Annotated in this window: 15 protein-coding genes; 7 read left to right on the plus strand and 8 right to left on the minus strand. The window is 42.0% G+C overall.

The genetic code is table 11. The annotated features are described in order from the left end of the window. Positions 1-5 precede the first annotated feature (5 nt). Together HWQ36_RS05425 and HWQ36_RS05430 are read right to left on the minus strand one after the other, a co-directional pair. Positions 6-440, minus strand: a complete 435-nt coding sequence (locus HWQ36_RS05425) for an NUDIX hydrolase (protein WP_292698882.1) — start codon at positions 438-440, stop codon at positions 6-8. A 24-nt stretch (positions 441-464) separates the two neighbouring features. Continuing rightward, positions 465-938 carry a hypothetical protein gene (locus HWQ36_RS05430; protein ID WP_366828441.1) on the minus strand — a complete coding sequence of 158 codons (474 nt, stop codon included), beginning with the start codon at positions 936-938 and terminating at the stop codon, positions 465-467. Between the two features lie 263 nt (positions 939-1,201). On the opposite strand from HWQ36_RS05430, the gene folD reads away from it, so the two are divergent. From folD to HWQ36_RS05445, 3 genes are all read left to right on the plus strand, one after another. Beyond that, complete coding sequence (gene folD, locus HWQ36_RS05435; RefSeq protein WP_292698884.1) at positions 1,202-2,080, plus strand: bifunctional methylenetetrahydrofolate dehydrogenase/methenyltetrahydrofolate cyclohydrolase FolD; 879 nt, start codon at positions 1,202-1,204, stop codon at positions 2,078-2,080. A gap of 301 nt (positions 2,081-2,381) precedes the next feature. Then, on the plus strand, positions 2,382-3,314 hold the full coding sequence (crtE, locus tag HWQ36_RS05440) for a geranylgeranyl diphosphate synthase CrtE (protein WP_292698886.1): 933 nt from the start codon (positions 2,382-2,384) through the stop codon (positions 3,312-3,314). Between the two features lie 285 nt (positions 3,315-3,599). Beyond that, positions 3,600-4,055: a divergent PAP2 family protein gene (locus tag HWQ36_RS05445; protein ID WP_292698888.1), complete on the plus strand. Its 456-nt coding sequence runs from the start codon at positions 3,600-3,602 to the stop codon at positions 4,053-4,055. Positions 4,056-4,150: 95 nt separating this feature from the next. On the opposite strand, the gene HWQ36_RS05450 is transcribed toward HWQ36_RS05445, so the two are convergent. The 5 genes from HWQ36_RS05450 to HWQ36_RS05470 form a co-directional block, all read right to left on the minus strand. Then, entirely contained in the window at positions 4,151-4,813 is a 663-nt protein-coding gene (locus HWQ36_RS05450; protein WP_292698890.1) for a hypothetical protein, read from the minus strand. A 233-nt stretch (positions 4,814-5,046) separates the two neighbouring features. Continuing rightward, positions 5,047-5,376 (minus strand): MgPME-cyclase complex family protein, encoded by a 330-nt coding sequence (locus HWQ36_RS05455; protein WP_292698892.1) that lies wholly within the window; start codon positions 5,374-5,376, stop codon positions 5,047-5,049. A gap of 65 nt (positions 5,377-5,441) precedes the next feature. Next, positions 5,442-6,161, minus strand: coding sequence for a SnoaL-like polyketide cyclase (locus HWQ36_RS05460; protein WP_292698895.1), 720 nt, complete (start codon positions 6,159-6,161; stop codon positions 5,442-5,444). 206 nt (positions 6,162-6,367) lie between these two features. After that, positions 6,368-7,114, minus strand: coding sequence for a pyridoxine 5'-phosphate synthase (locus tag HWQ36_RS05465; protein ID WP_292698897.1), 747 nt, complete (start codon positions 7,112-7,114; stop codon positions 6,368-6,370). Continuing rightward, positions 7,012-7,314 (minus strand): hypothetical protein, encoded by a 303-nt coding sequence (locus tag HWQ36_RS05470; RefSeq protein ID WP_292698898.1) that lies wholly within the window; start codon positions 7,312-7,314, stop codon positions 7,012-7,014. The genes HWQ36_RS05465 and HWQ36_RS05470 overlap by 103 nt, the downstream gene beginning before the upstream one ends. 87 nt (positions 7,315-7,401) lie before the next feature. On the opposite strand from HWQ36_RS05470, the gene HWQ36_RS05475 reads away from it, so the two are divergent. The 4 genes from HWQ36_RS05475 to HWQ36_RS05490 all read left to right on the plus strand — a co-directional run bounded on the left by HWQ36_RS05475 (position 7,402) and on the right by HWQ36_RS05490 (position 15,479). Further along, positions 7,402-13,242, plus strand: coding sequence for an AAA family ATPase (locus tag HWQ36_RS05475; protein WP_292698900.1), 5,841 nt, complete (start codon positions 7,402-7,404; stop codon positions 13,240-13,242). 506 nt (positions 13,243-13,748) lie between these two features. Next, positions 13,749-14,387 carry a Uma2 family endonuclease gene (locus tag HWQ36_RS05480; protein ID WP_292698902.1) on the plus strand — a complete coding sequence of 213 codons (639 nt, stop codon included), beginning with the start codon at positions 13,749-13,751 and terminating at the stop codon, positions 14,385-14,387. A 36-nt stretch (positions 14,388-14,423) separates the two neighbouring features. Continuing rightward, positions 14,424-15,230 carry a Uma2 family endonuclease gene (locus HWQ36_RS05485; protein WP_292698904.1) on the plus strand — a complete coding sequence of 269 codons (807 nt, stop codon included), beginning with the start codon at positions 14,424-14,426 and terminating at the stop codon, positions 15,228-15,230. Between the two features lie 54 nt (positions 15,231-15,284). After that, entirely contained in the window at positions 15,285-15,479 is a 195-nt protein-coding gene (locus HWQ36_RS05490; RefSeq protein WP_292698906.1) for a type II toxin-antitoxin system HicB family antitoxin, read from the plus strand. A 2-nt stretch (positions 15,480-15,481) separates the two neighbouring features. Here the strand turns inward: HWQ36_RS05490 and HWQ36_RS05495 are convergent, their stop codons facing one another. Further along, positions 15,482-17,536, minus strand: a complete 2,055-nt coding sequence (locus tag HWQ36_RS05495) for an ABC transporter substrate-binding protein (RefSeq protein WP_292698908.1) — start codon at positions 17,534-17,536, stop codon at positions 15,482-15,484. Positions 17,537-17,692 lie beyond the last annotated feature (156 nt).

The following is a 17,692-nucleotide window of genomic DNA, read 5'->3' on the forward strand; positions in this document are numbered from 1 at the left end:
TCCCACTAATATTGATTTCTCTCCATAAAATCCAACATAATTCGCCGATGCATATTTCCTAAAGGTCTCACTTCGCAAGCGTTTTGCGAATAACAGTTGCCTTGGTGAATATCTTCTGGGGTCAATAATCCCATATCCCAGCCTTCATTCAAAACCAGTTGACTTAATTCCACCAATAGTGGTGCATAAAAAACATGACGGACAACTCTTTCATTGGGATAACAGCCAAATTCTACAAAGGGTGGTAAATTATAGCCGATTTCTTCTAAAATTTCTCGCTTCACTGCGACATCAGGTGTTTCACCAGGTTCGACATGACCGCCAAATAGCGCCCAGTAACCAGGGTAGAGAATACCGGGGATGTTGTCGCGTAGTTGCATGAGAAACTTGTTTTCTTGATAGAGAATTGCGATCGCTACATGCATCGGTTGATTGTTCATATATTATTAATTTTTAATTGCTAATTACTCTTCTTCTAGATAAACTTCCCCTAATTCTTTTCCACCTAAAGGGATACTTCGGTAGCGAATTTTACCCTTAATCACCACTTGCGCTCCCTTACCCAGATTCTTTTGATTGGTGACAACCCAAATTTTGCCAGTCGAGTCATTAATTTGATAAGCCCATTGCTTCATCAGAGGAGCTTGTTTTTCCACCTGACCTTGAATGTAAACTGTAGCCTGATTGTCTTGTTCTGGTTTAATTTCTCGAATTGGGGTTACATTGCTACCAATTTTGAAATTAGTCCCATTCAAGCCAGATGAGGTTAAACTACCACAACTACAAAGTCCCACCACCAATAAAAAAATCAACCCCAGGCGGTAGGGAACAATACTATGCTCAGACAAGAACGAAAGGGACAAATTTCTTGTTTGTTGCATGGAAGCCCCCGATTGAGCAAATTTTTGCTTCACTGCTTGCTTTGTCGCCAGTTTCATTAGGTCAGTTCCCATCTATAATATTCTTTCTCTGTGGTTTCAGAAACACACTCTCAATTGAGCAAAAAATGTTCTGAGTTTCATCCTGCAATTCTTTATTCTTCAGATAAAGCCGTTGATCTGAGAAAATAAGCATTATGAATTGACTGTGAGAGAAACGCTACGGCATCAAACAAATACACAATAATAGTTAAAAGTCAATAGTCAATATTTTTATTCTAGACTTTGGACAAAAAGCGAATTAATTACAGTTGGGAATTTTCATGGAAACAAAAACTGCCAAACTCCTTGATGGTAAAGCTTTATCTGCAAAAATTCAGCAAGAACTTTCTGTCGGCATTACACAATTACAGCCAAAAATTGGACGACCTCCTGGTTTAGCAGTGTTGATGGTTGGCGATAACCCAGCATCAGCCGCTTATGTCCGCAATAAAGAAAAAGCCTGCGCTAAAGTTGGCATCGCCTCTTTTGGTAAGCATTTTCCTGCCGAAACTACTCTTGAGGAGTTAGAAAAGGTCATTGCTGCACTAAACCACGATGAACGGGTGGATGGAATTCTTGTGCAGCTGCCTTTACCTGACCACTTAGATGCTGTGACTTTGCTACATCAAATTGACCCCGATAAAGATGCTGATGGACTACACCCAGTTAATTTGGGGCGATTAGTCCGGGGAGAAATCGGTTTACGCAGCTGCACCCCGGATGGTGTGATGCGGCTTTTGCAAGCTTATGAGATTCCTTTGCAAGGAAAACAGGCAGTCGTGGTGGGACGCAGTATTTTGGTGGGTAAACCTATGGCGCTGATGCTACTAGAAGCTGATGCTACAGTCACCATCGCTCACTCGCGATCGCATGACCTCAAAAGCATCACCCAAAATGCTGATATTCTAATTGCAGCAGCAGGTCGTCCCAGATTAATCACTGCTGATATGGTAAAACCAGGCGCTGTTGTGGTAGATGTGGGAATGAATCGCGTCACTGATGCTAGTGGCAAAAGTCGCTTAATTGGCGATGTTGACTTTGAATCAACTGCTGGTGTAGCAGGATTTATCACCCCCGTTCCTGGTGGTGTTGGCCCTATGACTGTTGCCATATTGTTACAAAATACATTCACCAGCTATTCCACAGCAGCAAGAGAGTGAGGAGTTAAGCTAAAACACATCTAATTTGCATATTAAAATTTTCTCAATATCTTGTGGGGTGGGCAACATGAGCGCCCTGATTATGCAACTTGAATGCTGATTAGCTTATGAGTTAAAAGTTAAGAATTATTAATCCTAACTCCTTTACAGACGCGGTTAATCGCGTCTACTCCTAACTCCTGTACAGACGCGATTAATCACGTCTGTACTCCTAATTCCGAACTCTTCATTTTTTCAGCCCCACAGCACCTTAAAATTGTGACGTATAAGACAAAAATCCCAAAGTGTCAGGAATTGAAGAATGGTAGCAACTGATAACGTTCAAAGGACACCACCAGAGGAAGCCACATTTAACTTGGTAGCCTATCTCAAAGAGCGACAAAAGCTTTGTGATAATGCTTTAGATCGAGCTATCCCCATCATTTATCCAGAAAAGATTTATGAGGCGATGCGCTACTCTTTATTAGCTGGCGGCAAGCGTGTACGTCCCATTCTTTGCCTTGCTACCTGTGAAATGATGGGTGGCACTATCGAAATGGCCATGCCAACGGCTTGTGCTGTAGAGATGATCCACACAATGTCTCTGATTCATGATGACCTCCCAGCGATGGATAATGACGATTACCGTCGGGGAAAGCTGACAAATCATAAAGTCTATGGCGAAGATGTGGCGATTTTGGCTGGGGACGGCTTGTTAGCACTCGCTTTTGAGTTTGTTGCCCTTAAAACCCCCCAAAACGTTAACAGAGAGCTAACCTTGCAGGTAATTGTTCGTCTTGGTCGAGCGCTGGGGGCAGCTGGTTTGGTCGGTGGTCAAGTTGTCGATTTAGAGTCAGAAGGGAAATCTGATATTTCTCTAGAAACGCTAAATTTCATTCATAGACACAAAACATCCGCCCTTTTGGAAGCTTGCGTAGTTTGTGGCGGAATCATTGCTGGAGCATCAACTGAAGATGTGCAGCGACTGACCCGTTATGCTGAAAATATTGGGCTAGCATTCCAAATCATAGATGATATTCTGGATATCACTTCTACAAAAGAGCAATTAGGTAAAACAGCTGGTAAAGACCAAAAAGCGAAGAAAGTGACCTATCCTAGCCTTTGGGGACTTGAAGAATCCCGCTTAAAAGCCCAAGAGCTTGTTAAAGTAGCTTGTGCAGAATTAGAACCATTTGGAGACAGAGCCAAGCCACTCAAAGCGATCGCTCATTTTATTACTAGCCGCAATAACTAGCAACGCTTTGGGTAATTCGTAATTCGTAATTCGTAATTCGTAATTCCTGTACCGTAAGCGTTTCATTGGTTTTGAATGGGTGGTTTATTGACGCTATGCTGTACTACACCGCCCCCCTGCGGAATTCAAAATTAAAAAAGCTTGTTTGATAAGCTTTTAGGTGATTTTGAATCATCAATCTGTTTCCGCCGTGATGTACTAGGTTAATTTGGGATTTTGGGTTGAATCTAAGTGTTTCCTCAACCAGAAACTGCTGCTAATATTTACTAACCTAATCAAAATACCATGCAGGACATAGGCAACATTTTAGACAACCGGGTGCTGCTGGTTGCTCTGGTCGCTTGTTTAATTGCTCAAGCATTAAAGCTCGTAATCGAGATCGTCAAAAATCGCAAACTTAATATCCGTGTTTTGGTGACAACCGGAGGTATGCCCAGCGCTCATTCAGCTTTAGTTACAGCTTTAGCGGCTGGTGTAGGGCAAACACTTGGTTGGGCATCTCCTGATTTTGCCCTTGCGATGGTTTTTGCCATCATTGTCATGTATGATGCAGCCGGAGTTCGCCAAGCAGCTGGTAAGCAAGCTCGTATCCTCAATCAAATGATTGATGAGTTATTTCATGAAAAACCAGACTTTAGCCAAGACCGTCTGAAAGAATTACTTGGACATACACCAGTTCAGGTAATAGCTGGGTCAGCTTTGGGTATAACCATCTGTTGGTTAGCAAGTTTTGCTTATTAGTCAATAGCCTACAGTCTACAGTTTATTAACTAATGACTAATGACTAATGACTAATGACTAATACTTCGACTACGCTCAGTACAAGTGACTAATGACTACAACCGCACAGTTGAGCGCAGCAGAATCACTTTACGACTATCTACTATGCTGGCGACAAAACCGCCATTATTCAGCTTCTGCAATGTGTTGTATGCTTCACTTTGGTTGGTGGTATAAACTGCCAGCAAGTAAGGGCGTTGTCCATAGGAAACAAAACCTACGTTACCTCCTACTGCTTGCTGTACGCTAGTTACTAGTTCGGGACGATTGTAATAATCTACCAACACTGCATAACCCTCTCCTAATGCTTGAGGATTATAGTTAACTGTCTGCTGAGGCGACTGTTGCTGTATTTGTGGCTGTGTTTGTGGCTGCACATCTGCCGTTGTTGGTCGAGTGGTGATGATGGCAGATAAACCAACAATATTACTTACATACCTTGCCCATCGATTGGCATCATCAATTTTTTTAAAGCCCCCTATCCGCGTCACAGTTTCGTTGAGATATTTGCAGGTAATGGTTTTCAGTTCAGGCGGTAAGGCACTACGCAACTGCTTTTGATTATCTGCTGTGGGACTGACTACTAATAAAAGATACTCACCCGAAGTCGGTGGTTGACAAACAGGAATGGCTTGTTGGGCAAAAACAGAACTCATGCCACCAATCAACCCTGCAATCGCAAATCCTAAAACACTTGGTAAAGTCTGAAATCTATGCACAAAAGTTAGATTATGTAAATCAAGGTGTCTTAGAAGATTTTATAAGAAAAAAGCTGAAAACCTACTTACTTCAGTGTGGGAATGAAAGGAGTGTCACAAAATATATTGGGGAGTGGAGGAGATGAGGGAGATGAGGAGCAGGGAGCTCTTAGCAGGGAGCAAGGGAGAAGAGTTTTCCCCCTGCCCCCGCCCCCCGCCCCTCTGCCTCTTTTCCATGCCCCATGCCCAATTTCTTAAGATACAGTAGCCAAGGATGCCAAAGCATCTGGTATTGTCTCAGAAGGAGCCTGGAATTCTCCAGTGATAACGTATTCTAGACGCAGTTTTAACCAAGTAATAAATTGGGGATTTGTAGAAATAATTGCTACTGCTGGTTGGGGACACTTTGCCTTGATTTGTGCAAATTCAGGTGCTTCCAAGAAAGCTGGTTGTTCAACCAACCAAAAATCTATTTGTTTTTCTTGTTCGTGGTAGTGACGAATGCGTTCTTTGAGAATTTCGTGTGTCGGTTCTTCTTGGAGAAGAAAGCGAAGACTTGCCAAAACGTAATAGTATGTTTGCATTTTCATCCTTTGGTTGCTGTGTGAATCATGTAAGGGCACAGTACTACATTCTGTACCCTTATGAACTAACTCTTACGGGATTTCTTGAACCAAGAACTGAACGGACAAGCACTTGCCGACTTTTCAGCATTTGTCTGTTTGCCACCAGATGTTAGCTTTTCCAAAAACAGATTATTGTCGAAGTAGTGTTCTAAGGAAATAACCTTCAAGTCATCGGTAACTTTTGCAATGCTCATGCCGATAATTTCTATTGTCTCTCCAGTCGGTGCATGGCCTTTATATTCTCCGTTAAAATGTCCCCAATGCCGCCATTTGAATGTGACATTTGGTGGCCCTGAGAAAACTTCCAGCACTTCCCAAGGAAATCCTTGAGGAAATGTTGTGTGGAAGACTTTTGCGGATGATTCAAAGCTTTCTTCTGAAGATTTGTAATGCTCTGAATCAGCCATAAATAGATTGTAAGTACCTTGGGCTGATAAATCTGCTGCGGTATACTCTACTCCGCCATTGGTACTCACGCGAAACTGTTCATTGACAATAGATAACCACTGTTGCGGGTTAGCTTTGAAAGATACCTCCATCTCGAAGGTTCTGACTAAGTTTTGCACGATCGCTTCCAGTGTACCTTCAAGGTGATTATAGATACTTTCTTGGGCAAGATTCTCTTTGGAACGAGAATAATCAGGCGGTGTCTGATAGCGCCACTCGACATCAGTGCTTTCTGCTATCACTTTATCTCTATCCTGTACCCAAAGTGGCAGGTTGTTAGACTGTGTTGCGCTCATAGAAGTTTTTGCTGAAGATTTGAATTTCTAGATTTCGCAGTGACAACCCCTCTTTTAAGATACGGGAGTGAGGACAGGGAGCAGGGAGCAGGGAGCAGGGGAGCAGGGGAGCAGGGAGCAGGGGGAAAATTCCTCTCCTCTGCACCCTTCCCCCCGCGCCTCTGCCTCTTCTGCCCCATGCCCTATGCCCAATACTTCGACTTCGCTCAGTACAAGTGCCCTATGCCCAATTCCCCATTCCCTCTTATAGCTTGTTTCATCTCGCGGACTGCCCTTTCTATACCTACTAATGCTGCCCGACTGATGATGGTATGACCGATGTTTAGTTCTTCCATGCCTGGAAGCGCAGCCACTGGATAGACGTTCCAATAGGTGAGTCCATGACCAGCGTTGACTCGCAATCCAGCTTGAATCGCTTGTTCACACCCTTTAGCTAATATGGCTAATTCTCGATGGCGATTTGTTTCATCCTTAGCCTCAGCATATTGTCCGGTGTGCAATTCGATAAACTGAGCTTGTATCTTGACAGATGCTTCGATTTGTGCTGGTTCGGCATCGATAAATAAACTAACTGGAATGCTAGCGCTTTGCAATTTATCGACTATTTCACCTATTCTAGCAATTTGACCAATAATATCTAGTCCGCCTTCTGTTGTGACTTCTTCGCGCTTTTCGGGAACTAAAGTCACGTAATCTGGTTTGATATCGAGAGCGATCGCTAGCATTTCTTCTGTAGCGGCCATTTCTAAATTAAGATGTGATCGCACTGTTTGCCGCAATATCCGCACATCCCGATCTTGGATATGCCGTCGATCTTCACGCAGATGCACCGTAATACCATCTGCACCCGCTAATTCTGCCAGCACCGCCGCCGCCACAGGGTCTGGTTCCACCGTCCGCCGTGCTTGCCGGATGGTGGCGATGTGGTCAATGTTAACGCCAAGTGTAGCCACCCCAAGTTTCTCCCAATTCCACAATCCTTAGAACTTGATTTTACCGGAAATTGGGGGAGATAAATCACAAAGACGCGATAAATCGCCGTCAAGACAAAGGACTGATTATTGTAAAGACGGCGATTTATCGCGTCTCTTCTCTTAACCGAACCGTATTGCCCTGCCCCACTTCGACTACGCTCAGTGACCACCTGCCTCATACCTTCATTGATAAAACTGAGTTAGAAAAAGCTGGTTTTTGGGCAGACTACTTTAGATAAATAGCTGATTTAACAAGAGTTGAGCCGATGGACAAGCTTTTAAATTATCGAATTAGCGAACAACTTTATGCAGGCTCTAGAACCCTAGTTTATCGGGCAATTCGAGAGACCGATCAACTTCCGGTTGCGATCAAACTACTTCAGCAGGAATATCCTACCTTCAACGATCTGCTACTATTCCGCAATCAGTACACGATCGCTAAAAATATTGATCTACCTGGTATTGTTCATCCCTATAGTCTGGAACCTTACCACAACAGCTACGCTTTGGTAATGGAGGATTTTGGTGGCATTTCCCTCAGAGATTGGATGAACCAAAAAATGGGGAGCAATCAATGTACTTTGACAGAATTTTTGGAAATTGCGATCGCTCTGATCAATATTCTTGACGGACTCTATCGCCATCGGGTTATCCACAAAGACATTAAGCCTGCCAACATCCTCATTAACCCGGAAACTCAGCAAGTCAAGTTGATTGACTTTAGCATTGCCTCTCTTTTACCAAGAGAAACCCAAGAAGTTCACAGTCCCAATGTCTTAGAAGGTACTCTTGCCTACGTTTCCCCAGAACAAACCGGACGGATGAATCGCGGAATTGACTATCGCAGTGATTACTATGCTCTCGGCGTTACCTTCTATGAATTGCTGGCTGGACACTTACCGTTTGAGTCGAACGATCCGATGGAGTTGGTTCACTGTCATATTGCAAAGCTTCCAGAACAGTTAGGAGGCGGGAGGGAAGAAGAGATTCCTGAAGTTCTTTGTGAGATTGTGATGAAATTGATGGCGAAAAATGCTGAAGACCGCTATCAGAGTGCATTAGGGCTGAAATTTGATTTAGAAAAATGTTTGGAGCAACTGAAAAACACGGGTAGCATTGAGAGTTTTCCAATTGCACAAAGGGATATTTGCGATCGCTTCATCATCCCAGAAAAACTCTATGGTCGCCAAGGTGAAGTTGAAAGTTTATTGGATGCCTTTGAGAGAGTCAGTCAGGGAAGCACTGAAATTATGTTGGTAGCAGGCTTCTCTGGGATTGGCAAAACTGCTGTGGTTAACGAAGTCCACAAGCCAATTGTCCGACAACGGGGTTACTTCATTAAAGGTAAATTTGACCAATTCCAGCGCAACATCCCTTTCTCTGCCTTTGTGCAAGCCTTTCGAGACTTAATCAGGCAACTATTGAGTGAAACTGATACTCAATTTGAGCAGTGGAAGTGCAAAATTCTCTCTGCTTTGGGTGAGAACGGGCAAGTGATGATTGATGTAATTCCAGAACTGGAAAGGATGATTGGCAAACAGCCTCCTGCACCGGAACTCTTTGCAAGTGTGGCACAAAAGCGCTTCAAATCGCTGTTTTTAAAATTAACTCAAGTCTTCACTGCCGTAGAACATCCATTGACGATCTTTATTGACGATCTGCAATGGGCAGATTCGGCTTCTTTAAAGTTAATCCACTTGTTAATGAGCGAAGCTGACATCGGCTATCTACTATTAATTGGTGCTTATCGAGATAACGAAGTTAATCCAGTACATCCCCTGATGCTGACTTTGCAAGAGATTCAGAAGTTAGATATCACAGTTAATACGATTACTTTAGCTCCCCTTGAGCAAATTTCTATCAATCATTTGGTTGCAGATACATTGAGTTGCTCACTAGCGTTAGCCACACCGTTAACAGAGTTGGTATTGAGCAAAACCAAAGGTAATCCTTTCTTCAGCACCCAGTTTCTCAAAGCGCTACATCAAGAACAACTAATTACATTTAATTTTGACGGTAGTTATTGGGAATGTGATGTTGCTCAAGTGCGATCGCTCGCTTTGACCGATGATGTAGTAGAGTTTATGGCAATTCAGCTTGAAAAGTTGTCAATAGAAACTCAAGAAGTTTTGAAATTAGCGGCTTGTGTGGGAAACCAATTTGATTTAGCCACATTAGCGATCGTTTATGAACATTCTGAGGTGACAACAGCAGATGAGTTATGGAAAGCGCTTCAAGAAGGATTTATTATTCCTAGCAGTGATGTTTACAAATTCTATCAACAGCAATCATTGGTAAATAGCCACAATGACTATGGACAAATAACCAGCAGCTACAAATTTCTTCACGATCGCATTCAGCAAGCTGCCTATTCACTAATTCTTGACAATCAAAAGCAAGTTACTCACCTGCACATTGGGCGTTTGCTGCAACAAGCAACGACTGCAAATGAACGAGATGATAAAATTTTTGCGATCGTTAACCATCTCAATCAAGGATCGGCTTTGATTATTGATGAACAGGAGAAACAGGAACTCGCGCAGTTAAACTTGGCGGCTGGCCATAAAGCCAAAAGTTCAACAGCTTATGCAGCAGCTTTAGACTATTTCAACACAGGCATTGCTATGCTTACAGATAACTGTTGGCATCAATCCGCTCTCGTCCTCTCCCTTTATGAAAAAGCAACGGAATCAGCCTACCTTGCCATCGATTTTGAACAGATGGAACAGTTAGCTGAAGTTGTGCTGAATCATGCCCAATCTTGGCTAGTTCGGGCAAATATCTACAACATTAAAATCCAAGCTTGCATTGCTCAAAATCAGCAGCTAGAAGCCTTGCGACTCGCACGGGAAGTATTAAAGCATCTGGGAGTACATCTGCCAGAGCAACCCACCCCAGCAGACATTGCACAGGCACTTAGGAATACCCAAATTCTACTCAACAATAAATCAATCGAATCTTTCCTAGAATTACCACAAATGACCGCACCGGAGAAAAAAGCGGCAATGGTTATTCTATCAACCGTCCTTTCTGCTGCCTATCAAGCTGCTCCAGACTTGTTACCTCTGATTATCCTTGCTCACGTCGATTTATCTGTGCAATATGGGAATGCACCAGAATCGACTCATGGCTATGTAATGTACGGGTTGACATTGCTGGTTATGTTGGGAGATATTGAGGCAGGCTATCGGTTTGGACAACTGGGAATGAACCTGCTGCAACATATCCATGCTCCTGAGTTAACCGCTAAAACCATTTTTGCCTTTAACAACTTTCTCAGACATTGGCAAGAACCTGTGAAAGATACCCTGGAAGGGTTTTTAAAAGCCTATTCCAATGGATTAGAAATTGGAGATATTCAATATGTCGCCCTAAGTCTTCTTGGTTATAGCTTCAGTGCCTATTTTAGTAGTCAGGAACTATTTTCTCTTAGACAAACAATGGAAGCTCATCGCCAGGTGATGCAGCAATTGCGCCAGGATACTTATCTTCACAAGCAAAGTATCTACTATCAAGCTGTACTCAATCTGCTGGAGACTAGGGACGAACCAGATCGGTTGCATAGCGAACACTATAATGAGCATGAAATGATTCAGCTTCACCTCAAAACTAATGATGTGACAGCACTATTTCAGATTTATATCAATAAAATGCTCCTCTCCTACCTGTTTCAACGCTATGAACAGGCATTAGAAAACGCCAGCCTAACGGAACAGTATTTAGGTGCTGGTAGAGGACTTATGCACGTTCCAATCTTCTATTTCTACGATGCACTAATTCGATTAGCGGTTTACCCAACTGTCAGTGAGACAGAGCAAACAGCCATTATAGAGCGGGTGACAGATCATCAAGAAAAACTCAGGAATTGGACAGATCATGCACCAAGTAATCAGGCTCACCGCCATGCTTTAGTTGTCGCAGAAAAATGTCGAGTATTGGGGGCGAAAGCCGAGGCAATTGAGTATTACGATCGCGCCATTGCTCAAGCCAAAGAAAACGAATACCTTAACGAGGAAGCTCTCGCCAATGAACTCGCAGCCAAGTTTTATTTAGAATGGGACAAAGAACGCATTGCCCAAGAGTATTTGATTAATGCTTACTATTGTTACACTCGCTGGGGCGCTAAAGCCAAAGTCGATGATTTAGAACAACGTTACCCACAGCTTCTAGCCCCTATTTTACAACAGACGCGATCGCAAAGTGACTCTGAAAGAGTATCGCTGACCGCAAATATTAACATTACTACTTTGCACCCAAGCTCTAATAAATCAGTAACCTCTAGCAGCAGTGCATCAGTAATGCTAGATTTGGCAACGATTCTCAAAGCCTCTCAGACGCTTTCCAGTGAAATTGAACTGGATAAATTACTTACGAAGCTGCTGCAAGTGGTAATTGAAAATGCTGGAGCAGATAAGTGTGCGTTATTACTGCTTAAAGAAGGTAGATTGCTAGTTGAGGCGACTACTGAAGTTGGGCAGCAATCAAGGGTGTTACAGTCCATTTTTGTGGAAGATAGCGCAGACATCCCCCATAGCCTAATTTATGCGGTTAAACGCAGTCTACAACCTACCGTCATCTTTGATGCAACAGTGCATCCGATGCTGATAGCCGATCCCTACATCATGCGTCAGCAACCCAAAAGCTTGCTGTGTACACCGATTCTGTGTCAAGGTAAACTTTTAGGGATTTTGTATTTAGAAAATAATCTTACTACTGGAGCGTTTACTAGCGATCGCGTCGAAATTCTCAATTTGTTATGTACTCAAGCTGCAATCTCCCTAGAAAATGCCCGACTTTATCAGCAAGCACAAAATACCCTAGAAAACCTGGGACAGACGGAACAATTTTTGCGGTTAATTATGGACAATATTCCCCAGTCTGTTTTCTGGAAAGACTGCAATAGTGTTTATTTAGGCTGTAACCATAAATTTGCTCAAGCTTCGGGTGTAGGAGTGCCAGAAAACGTTATTGGTAAAACAGACTACGACCTTTCTTGGACTCGTGAAGAATCAGATTGGTATGTAAAGTGCGATCGTCAAATTATGGAATCTGGACAAGCTGAACTAAATATTATCGAAACATTGCAGCAAGCAGACGGTAAACCAACCTGGTCGAATACAAATAAAATTCCGCTACGAGATAGAGAAGGAAACCTTTTTGGCATTCTTGGCACGTCTGAAGACATCACAGAACACTATCAAGCACAACAATTGCTGCAACAGCAAAAGCAACAATTAGAACAAGCTTTACAAGAACTCCAAACAATACAATTACAATTAGTTCAAGGTGAAAAAATGTCCGCCCTTGGTAATCTAGTGGCAGGTGTTGCCCATGAAATCAATAACCCTATTGGCTTCATTGCAGGCAACTTAGAACCAGCCAAAGATTATGTTAAAGACTTGTTTGGACTAATTAATCTTTATCAAGAAAAATTTCCCAATCCTGGCTCAGATATTAAAGACGAAATTGATGCCATCGACCTGAATTATTTACGCGAAGATTTAACTAAATTGCTGGACTCGATGAAATTGGGTGTTAACCGTATCCGCAGCATCAGTACTAGTTTGCGAACCTTCTCCAGAGCGGATAAAGATTATAAAGTTCCCTTTGATATTCACGAAGGCATTAATAGTACTATTCTGATTCTAAGACACCGTTTAAAAGCTAACGAAAACCGTCCGGCAATTGAAGTAGTTAAGAATTATGGCAAAATACCCCTAGTAGAATGCTTTGCTGGACAACTTAATCAAGTGTTTATGAACTTGTTAGCAAATGCCATTGATGCACTTGAACAACACAATACAGAGCGGAGTTTAGAAGCAATTTTAGCTAACCCCAATTGCATCACCATTCAAACCCGTATTGCAGACTCAGGTAAGCATGTCTTGATTAAGATTGCTGATAATGGGGTGGGGATGTCACCGGAGGTAAAACAACGAGTCTTTGACCATTTATTCACCACCAAGCCTGTAGGAAAAGGTACTGGATTAGGATTAGCGATCGCTCGTCAAATTATCGTAGAAGCACATGGCGGTTCTCTCTCTTGCACTTCAGAACTGGGAAAGGGTACAGAGTTTGTCATTGAAATTTCTACTCATCAAGAATGAAGAAGGGAATTGAGAATGGGGAACTTGTACTGAGCGCAGTCGAAGTATGGGGAATAGGGGTTTCTAGCTACCCTGAGATATAAGGCAATACAGTTCAGTTAAGCATTTCGTCCTTCTTTTTCTTTTCTTCCTTCGCGTCCTTCTCTTCGAGACGCTTCGCGCCAAGCGAAGCTATGCCGTTCGCGCAGCGTCTCGTAGAGAAGGCTTTATGCCAATACGGTTCAGTTAAGAAAAATAGTAGGTTGGGTTGAGCAATAGCGAAACCCAACAAATGGTTAATAATGTTGGGTTTCGTTCCTCAACCCAACCTACACAACTTTTAGTTTTACCCTTAACTGAACCGTATTGGGCTTTATGCGGTTCGTTAAAAAAAGAACTTTGACAAAAAGTTTTAACCTTAACTGAACCAATTTCTACCCTTATTACCAAAGGCGATATACTTTAAGAAAGTTGATTTGTAAATTTAATCTGCCCTAACAGCTACTACATCAAATCTCTGAGGTAATATGCTTTTAAAACTGCAACAAATTATTGTTAAACCTGGTCAACAAATGTTACTGCAAGATATTAGTTGGCAGCAGTTAGAAAATATTTTAGAAGAAATGGGAGAAAAGCGTGCCTCACGTATTTCTTATAGTCATGGCTGGTTAGAAATTATGGTTCCCTTACCAGAACACGAAAAAGATAAAGAACTTATTGGTGATTTAGTCAAAATCTTGTTAGAAATCCTGCAAATTGATTTTGAACCTTTTGGTTCCACAACACTTAAAAATGAGCGAATGCGGCAAGCAGTAGAACCAGATACCAGTTTTTATATTCAAAATCAAGCTGCTATCATTGGTAAAAATCGCATTGATTTAAATATAGATCCACCACCAGATTTAGCAATCGAAATTGATATTACTTCTCGGACTAGATTTGAGAATTATGAACTTTTGGGAGTTCCTGAACTTTGGCGACATACACAACAAGGGTTAGAAATTTCGGTTCTACAAGAGGGAAAGCATATTAAATCTCAATCTAGTCCTAATTTTCCTAATATCCCAATTGTTGAACTAGTTAATGAATATGTTAAACAGTGTTTAACAATTGGTAGAAGTCAAGCTATGCGTAATTTTCGAGATTGGGTGAAGAATAATTTATGATAGAAATCTAAGGCTTTCTGAGAAAGGCGATCGCTCATGACTACCGAAAACAACCCAAGAGCCATTCTAGACTGGGAACACCCCACACCGCCCACAGATTTAATTTTTGATGACGGAGAACCCTTGGAATCAAATCGCCACCGTATTGCCATGAATGTGTTGATTCGGTCATTGCAGCAAGCGTGGGCTGACCGGAATGATTTTTTTACTAGTGGCAATATGTTTATTTATTACAGCAGCGCCCAAGTACGTAACCAAGATTTCCGTGGCCCCGATTTCTTTGCTGTCTTGAATGTGGACGGGACTAATTCTCGTCAAGGTTGGGTAGTGTGGGAAGAAAACGGTCGTTATCCTGATGTGATTGTAGAATTAATGTCACCATCTACAGCCAAAATAGATAAGACTGTTAAGAAAGACCTTTACGAACAAACTTTTCATACTTCAGATTATTTTGTCTATGACCCCTTTGACCCGACTTCTTTGCAAGGGTGGCATTTAGATCATAATCAGCAATATCAATCTTTGACACCAAATGAGCGTGGTTGGTTGTGGTGTAAGCGTTTAAGTTTATGGTTGGGGACGAGTGAAGGAACAATAGACAGAGAAACGGCGGTATGGTTGCGGTTTTACGATGTGGCTGGTAATTTGGTTTTGTTACCAGAAGAAGCTGCTGCTGCACAAGCACAAGCCGCAGTCACGCAGGCAGAAATTGCTGTTGCACAAGCACAAGCCGCAGTTGCAGAAGCAGAAGCAGCTGCTGCACGAGAAGAAGCGGCGGCGGCACAGGCGGCTCGTTTAGCGGCTAGATTAAGAGAATTAGGGGAAAATCCAGATATGTTGTGAATTTTGACTTTTCTGATTTGTTTTGACTACACTTTTAATTTGTAGGATTAATAGATGAAAAGACAAGTAATTATTTATCCAGGAGAAGATGGTTATTGGGTGGCTGAATGTCCTAGCTTACCTGCTTGTATCAGCCAAGGGAAGACTAAAGAAGAAGTTGTTGTCAACATTAAAGAAGCTATTGAATTATACATTGATGTTTTAAAAGAAGAAGGTCGTCCTATTCCAGAAGATCATCTGGAAACTTAAAATTAAGGTGGTATTGGTACAAACTTATATTCGCCAGATATTTGTTGAACTTTGACTAAGAATATGGCATTATTTGTGCGATCGCCTGATTGTGCAAACTGAATCTTTCCCGTAGCCCCATCCAGTGAAAAACCTGGACTGTGCAGCGTCCTTTGCAGTTCTTCACGGGTATTGCTTTGCTGCAAACCTTTAACTATCACTAGAGTTGCATCATAAGATGTAGCTGTTCGCCAAGTTATAGGCACTTTCCAAAGTTCCATAGCATTTGAGGCAAAAGGATTATTAGGAAATGCTGTGGGATGCCAAGGTACAGCAATTACCAGTCCATCTAAAGCTCTACCTGCCTTTAAGGTTTCGTCAGTATAAAGCGTAGAACTACTAAATACAGCTAATTGCCCTTGATTGGCTCTTGCAACTACTAAGCCTTCCTTGATTCTGTCTATGTAAAGACCTAATAACAAGCCATTAGCGCTTTTATCCTTAGCTTGAGAAATAACTCTACTAGGATTAAAATTAAGTGCAGAAACATCGCATATAGTGGGATTCTTTTTAGCACCAGCAGCGCTTATCGCTTTGATAAATTCTTCATGAAAAGACAAATTATCTATCGCTTGGTTATCGACACAAATCAAAAAATTATTTTTGCCTGCTGTATTGATAGCGTAACTAGAAACCTTATTTGCTATTGAGCTAATATTGGGAGCAGTACGGAAGACATAGTTACCAATACCAATCAGATTTGGGGCAAAACTGGTGGCAGACATCATGACTAGACCACCGTTCTGATATACTGGGGCTGCGGCAATGGAAGCATTACTAGCATTATGTCCAACTACAGCTAAAATGCTGATATCTTTGACAAACTCCGTGGCAATGTTTGAGGCAGTGTTTGGGTCATTATCATCATTAGCGATCGCCACCTCTAAAGCTTTGCTATTAATGCCATTACTGCTATTCACTTCATTTTGAACTTGAGCTACACCGCGTAATATCTCTTTTGCTACGTTTGAATTTGTACCAATGGGTACACTAACAGCAATTTTGATCCGATTTACTTGTAGAAGAGCCTTAGCATTATTCAAATAAATTAATGCTTCTGGATCGCTAAGATTTGCTGCTCGATATGCCTGGAATTTCCTAATAGCAGTCAGACAATCACCTTGAGCAAATGCTTTAACTCCAGCTTCTTTATCTGGGTTTGTATCTTGTTTTAATAAAATTTCTTCACCCAAGCTGATTCTGTCATTCAAACTATACTGCTGTTTATTAGCACAGGTTTGAGATAATGTATGTGGAAAGAAATATACAATAGTACCACCAATAACTACTCCGATGATGCACGATCCTATGTATTGAATAAAATTGCTATTTCGCGGGGGTGGAGGATCTATTGGAGGTGGAATAAGTTGCTGCTCGGTAATTTTCGGAGCTTCAATTAAGGCTATATTTTCGTCTGTAAATCCTAAAACTTTCTGAAAACGTTTTAATTGTTCACGAGTGTTATCACTAAAAGGATACTCACGCTGAATTTCTTTAATAAATCTGTCTTCATATCGCTTCAATTTTCTCTGATACTCTCGGTGAGGTTCTAAAACCTTATCCTCGATTGCCACAGCTTCTTCAGATGTTAGTCCCAGTTTATGTTGTAACTCATCCAACACATCGCGCCCAGCATCAGAAATGTGACCATCACCTGCACTTATCAAATACTCAACTTCTCGACGATATATGAGGTGTGGGTCATCACTGGGTGCTTTAGCAAGCAGAATCTTAAAGCCTTCTCTAATTGCATATATCTCCGGTTTCATTGCTGGAGCAACTTCTTGAACTCTACTTTTGGCGTACTCATGCAATTCATCAACTGAAATCCAACCATCTTCATCTCGATCTGCTACACCAGTCTCTAGTCCCTCTACTATGTAGCGGGTATAAGTTGATGTCTCTGCTCCTTGCTCTACAAACGAAAGTTGAGTAGAGGTCGAAGAGGTGAGAATAGCCCGCCCTTCTCCACCTAATTGATTCCTCACATCCACAAAACCTTCATCTTTCGCAGTCATACCTTCAGCAAATGCGCCACTAAAACAACAATCAAGAATTACTATCTCGCGTTTGGAGCGGCTATTGCTCACAGGGTTAGCGCGTCTCAAACCCTATTGATAGAGGGATTATGGCAGAGGGTCTGAGTTTGGGAGAGCCGCAGCCAAAACAGAAAC

The organism is Nostoc sp. NMS2 (genome assembly GCF_017115105.1).
In the GTDB taxonomy this organism is placed as follows: domain Bacteria; phylum Cyanobacteriota; class Cyanobacteriia; order Cyanobacteriales; family Nostocaceae; genus Nostoc.

Coding starts and splice junctions, on each gene's coding strand:
- HWQ36_RS05425 (WP_292698882.1), bottom strand. CDS start 440: ATGAACAATCAACCGATGCATGTAGCGATCGCAATTCTCTATCAAGAA.
- HWQ36_RS05430 (WP_366828441.1), bottom strand. CDS start 938: ATGAAACTGGCGACAAAGCAAGCAGTGAAGCAAAAATTTGCTCAATCG.
- folD (WP_292698884.1), top strand. CDS start 1,202: ATGGAAACAAAAACTGCCAAACTCCTTGATGGTAAAGCTTTATCTGCA.
- crtE (WP_292698886.1), top strand. CDS start 2,382: ATGGTAGCAACTGATAACGTTCAAAGGACACCACCAGAGGAAGCCACA.
- HWQ36_RS05445 (WP_292698888.1), top strand. CDS start 3,600: ATGCAGGACATAGGCAACATTTTAGACAACCGGGTGCTGCTGGTTGCT.
- HWQ36_RS05455 (WP_292698892.1), bottom strand. CDS start 5,376: ATGCAAACATACTATTACGTTTTGGCAAGTCTTCGCTTTCTTCTCCAA.
- HWQ36_RS05460 (WP_292698895.1), bottom strand. CDS start 6,161: ATGAGCGCAACACAGTCTAACAACCTGCCACTTTGGGTACAGGATAGA.
- HWQ36_RS05470 (WP_292698898.1), bottom strand. CDS start 7,314: ATGAGGCAGGTGGTCACTGAGCGTAGTCGAAGTGGGGCAGGGCAATAC.
- HWQ36_RS05475 (WP_292698900.1), top strand. CDS start 7,402: ATGGACAAGCTTTTAAATTATCGAATTAGCGAACAACTTTATGCAGGC.
- HWQ36_RS05480 (WP_292698902.1), top strand. CDS start 13,749: ATGCTTTTAAAACTGCAACAAATTATTGTTAAACCTGGTCAACAAATG.
- HWQ36_RS05485 (WP_292698904.1), top strand. CDS start 14,424: ATGACTACCGAAAACAACCCAAGAGCCATTCTAGACTGGGAACACCCC.
- HWQ36_RS05490 (WP_292698906.1), top strand. CDS start 15,285: ATGAAAAGACAAGTAATTATTTATCCAGGAGAAGATGGTTATTGGGTG.
- HWQ36_RS05495 (WP_292698908.1), bottom strand. CDS start 17,536: ATGACTGCGAAAGATGAAGGTTTTGTGGATGTGAGGAATCAATTAGGT.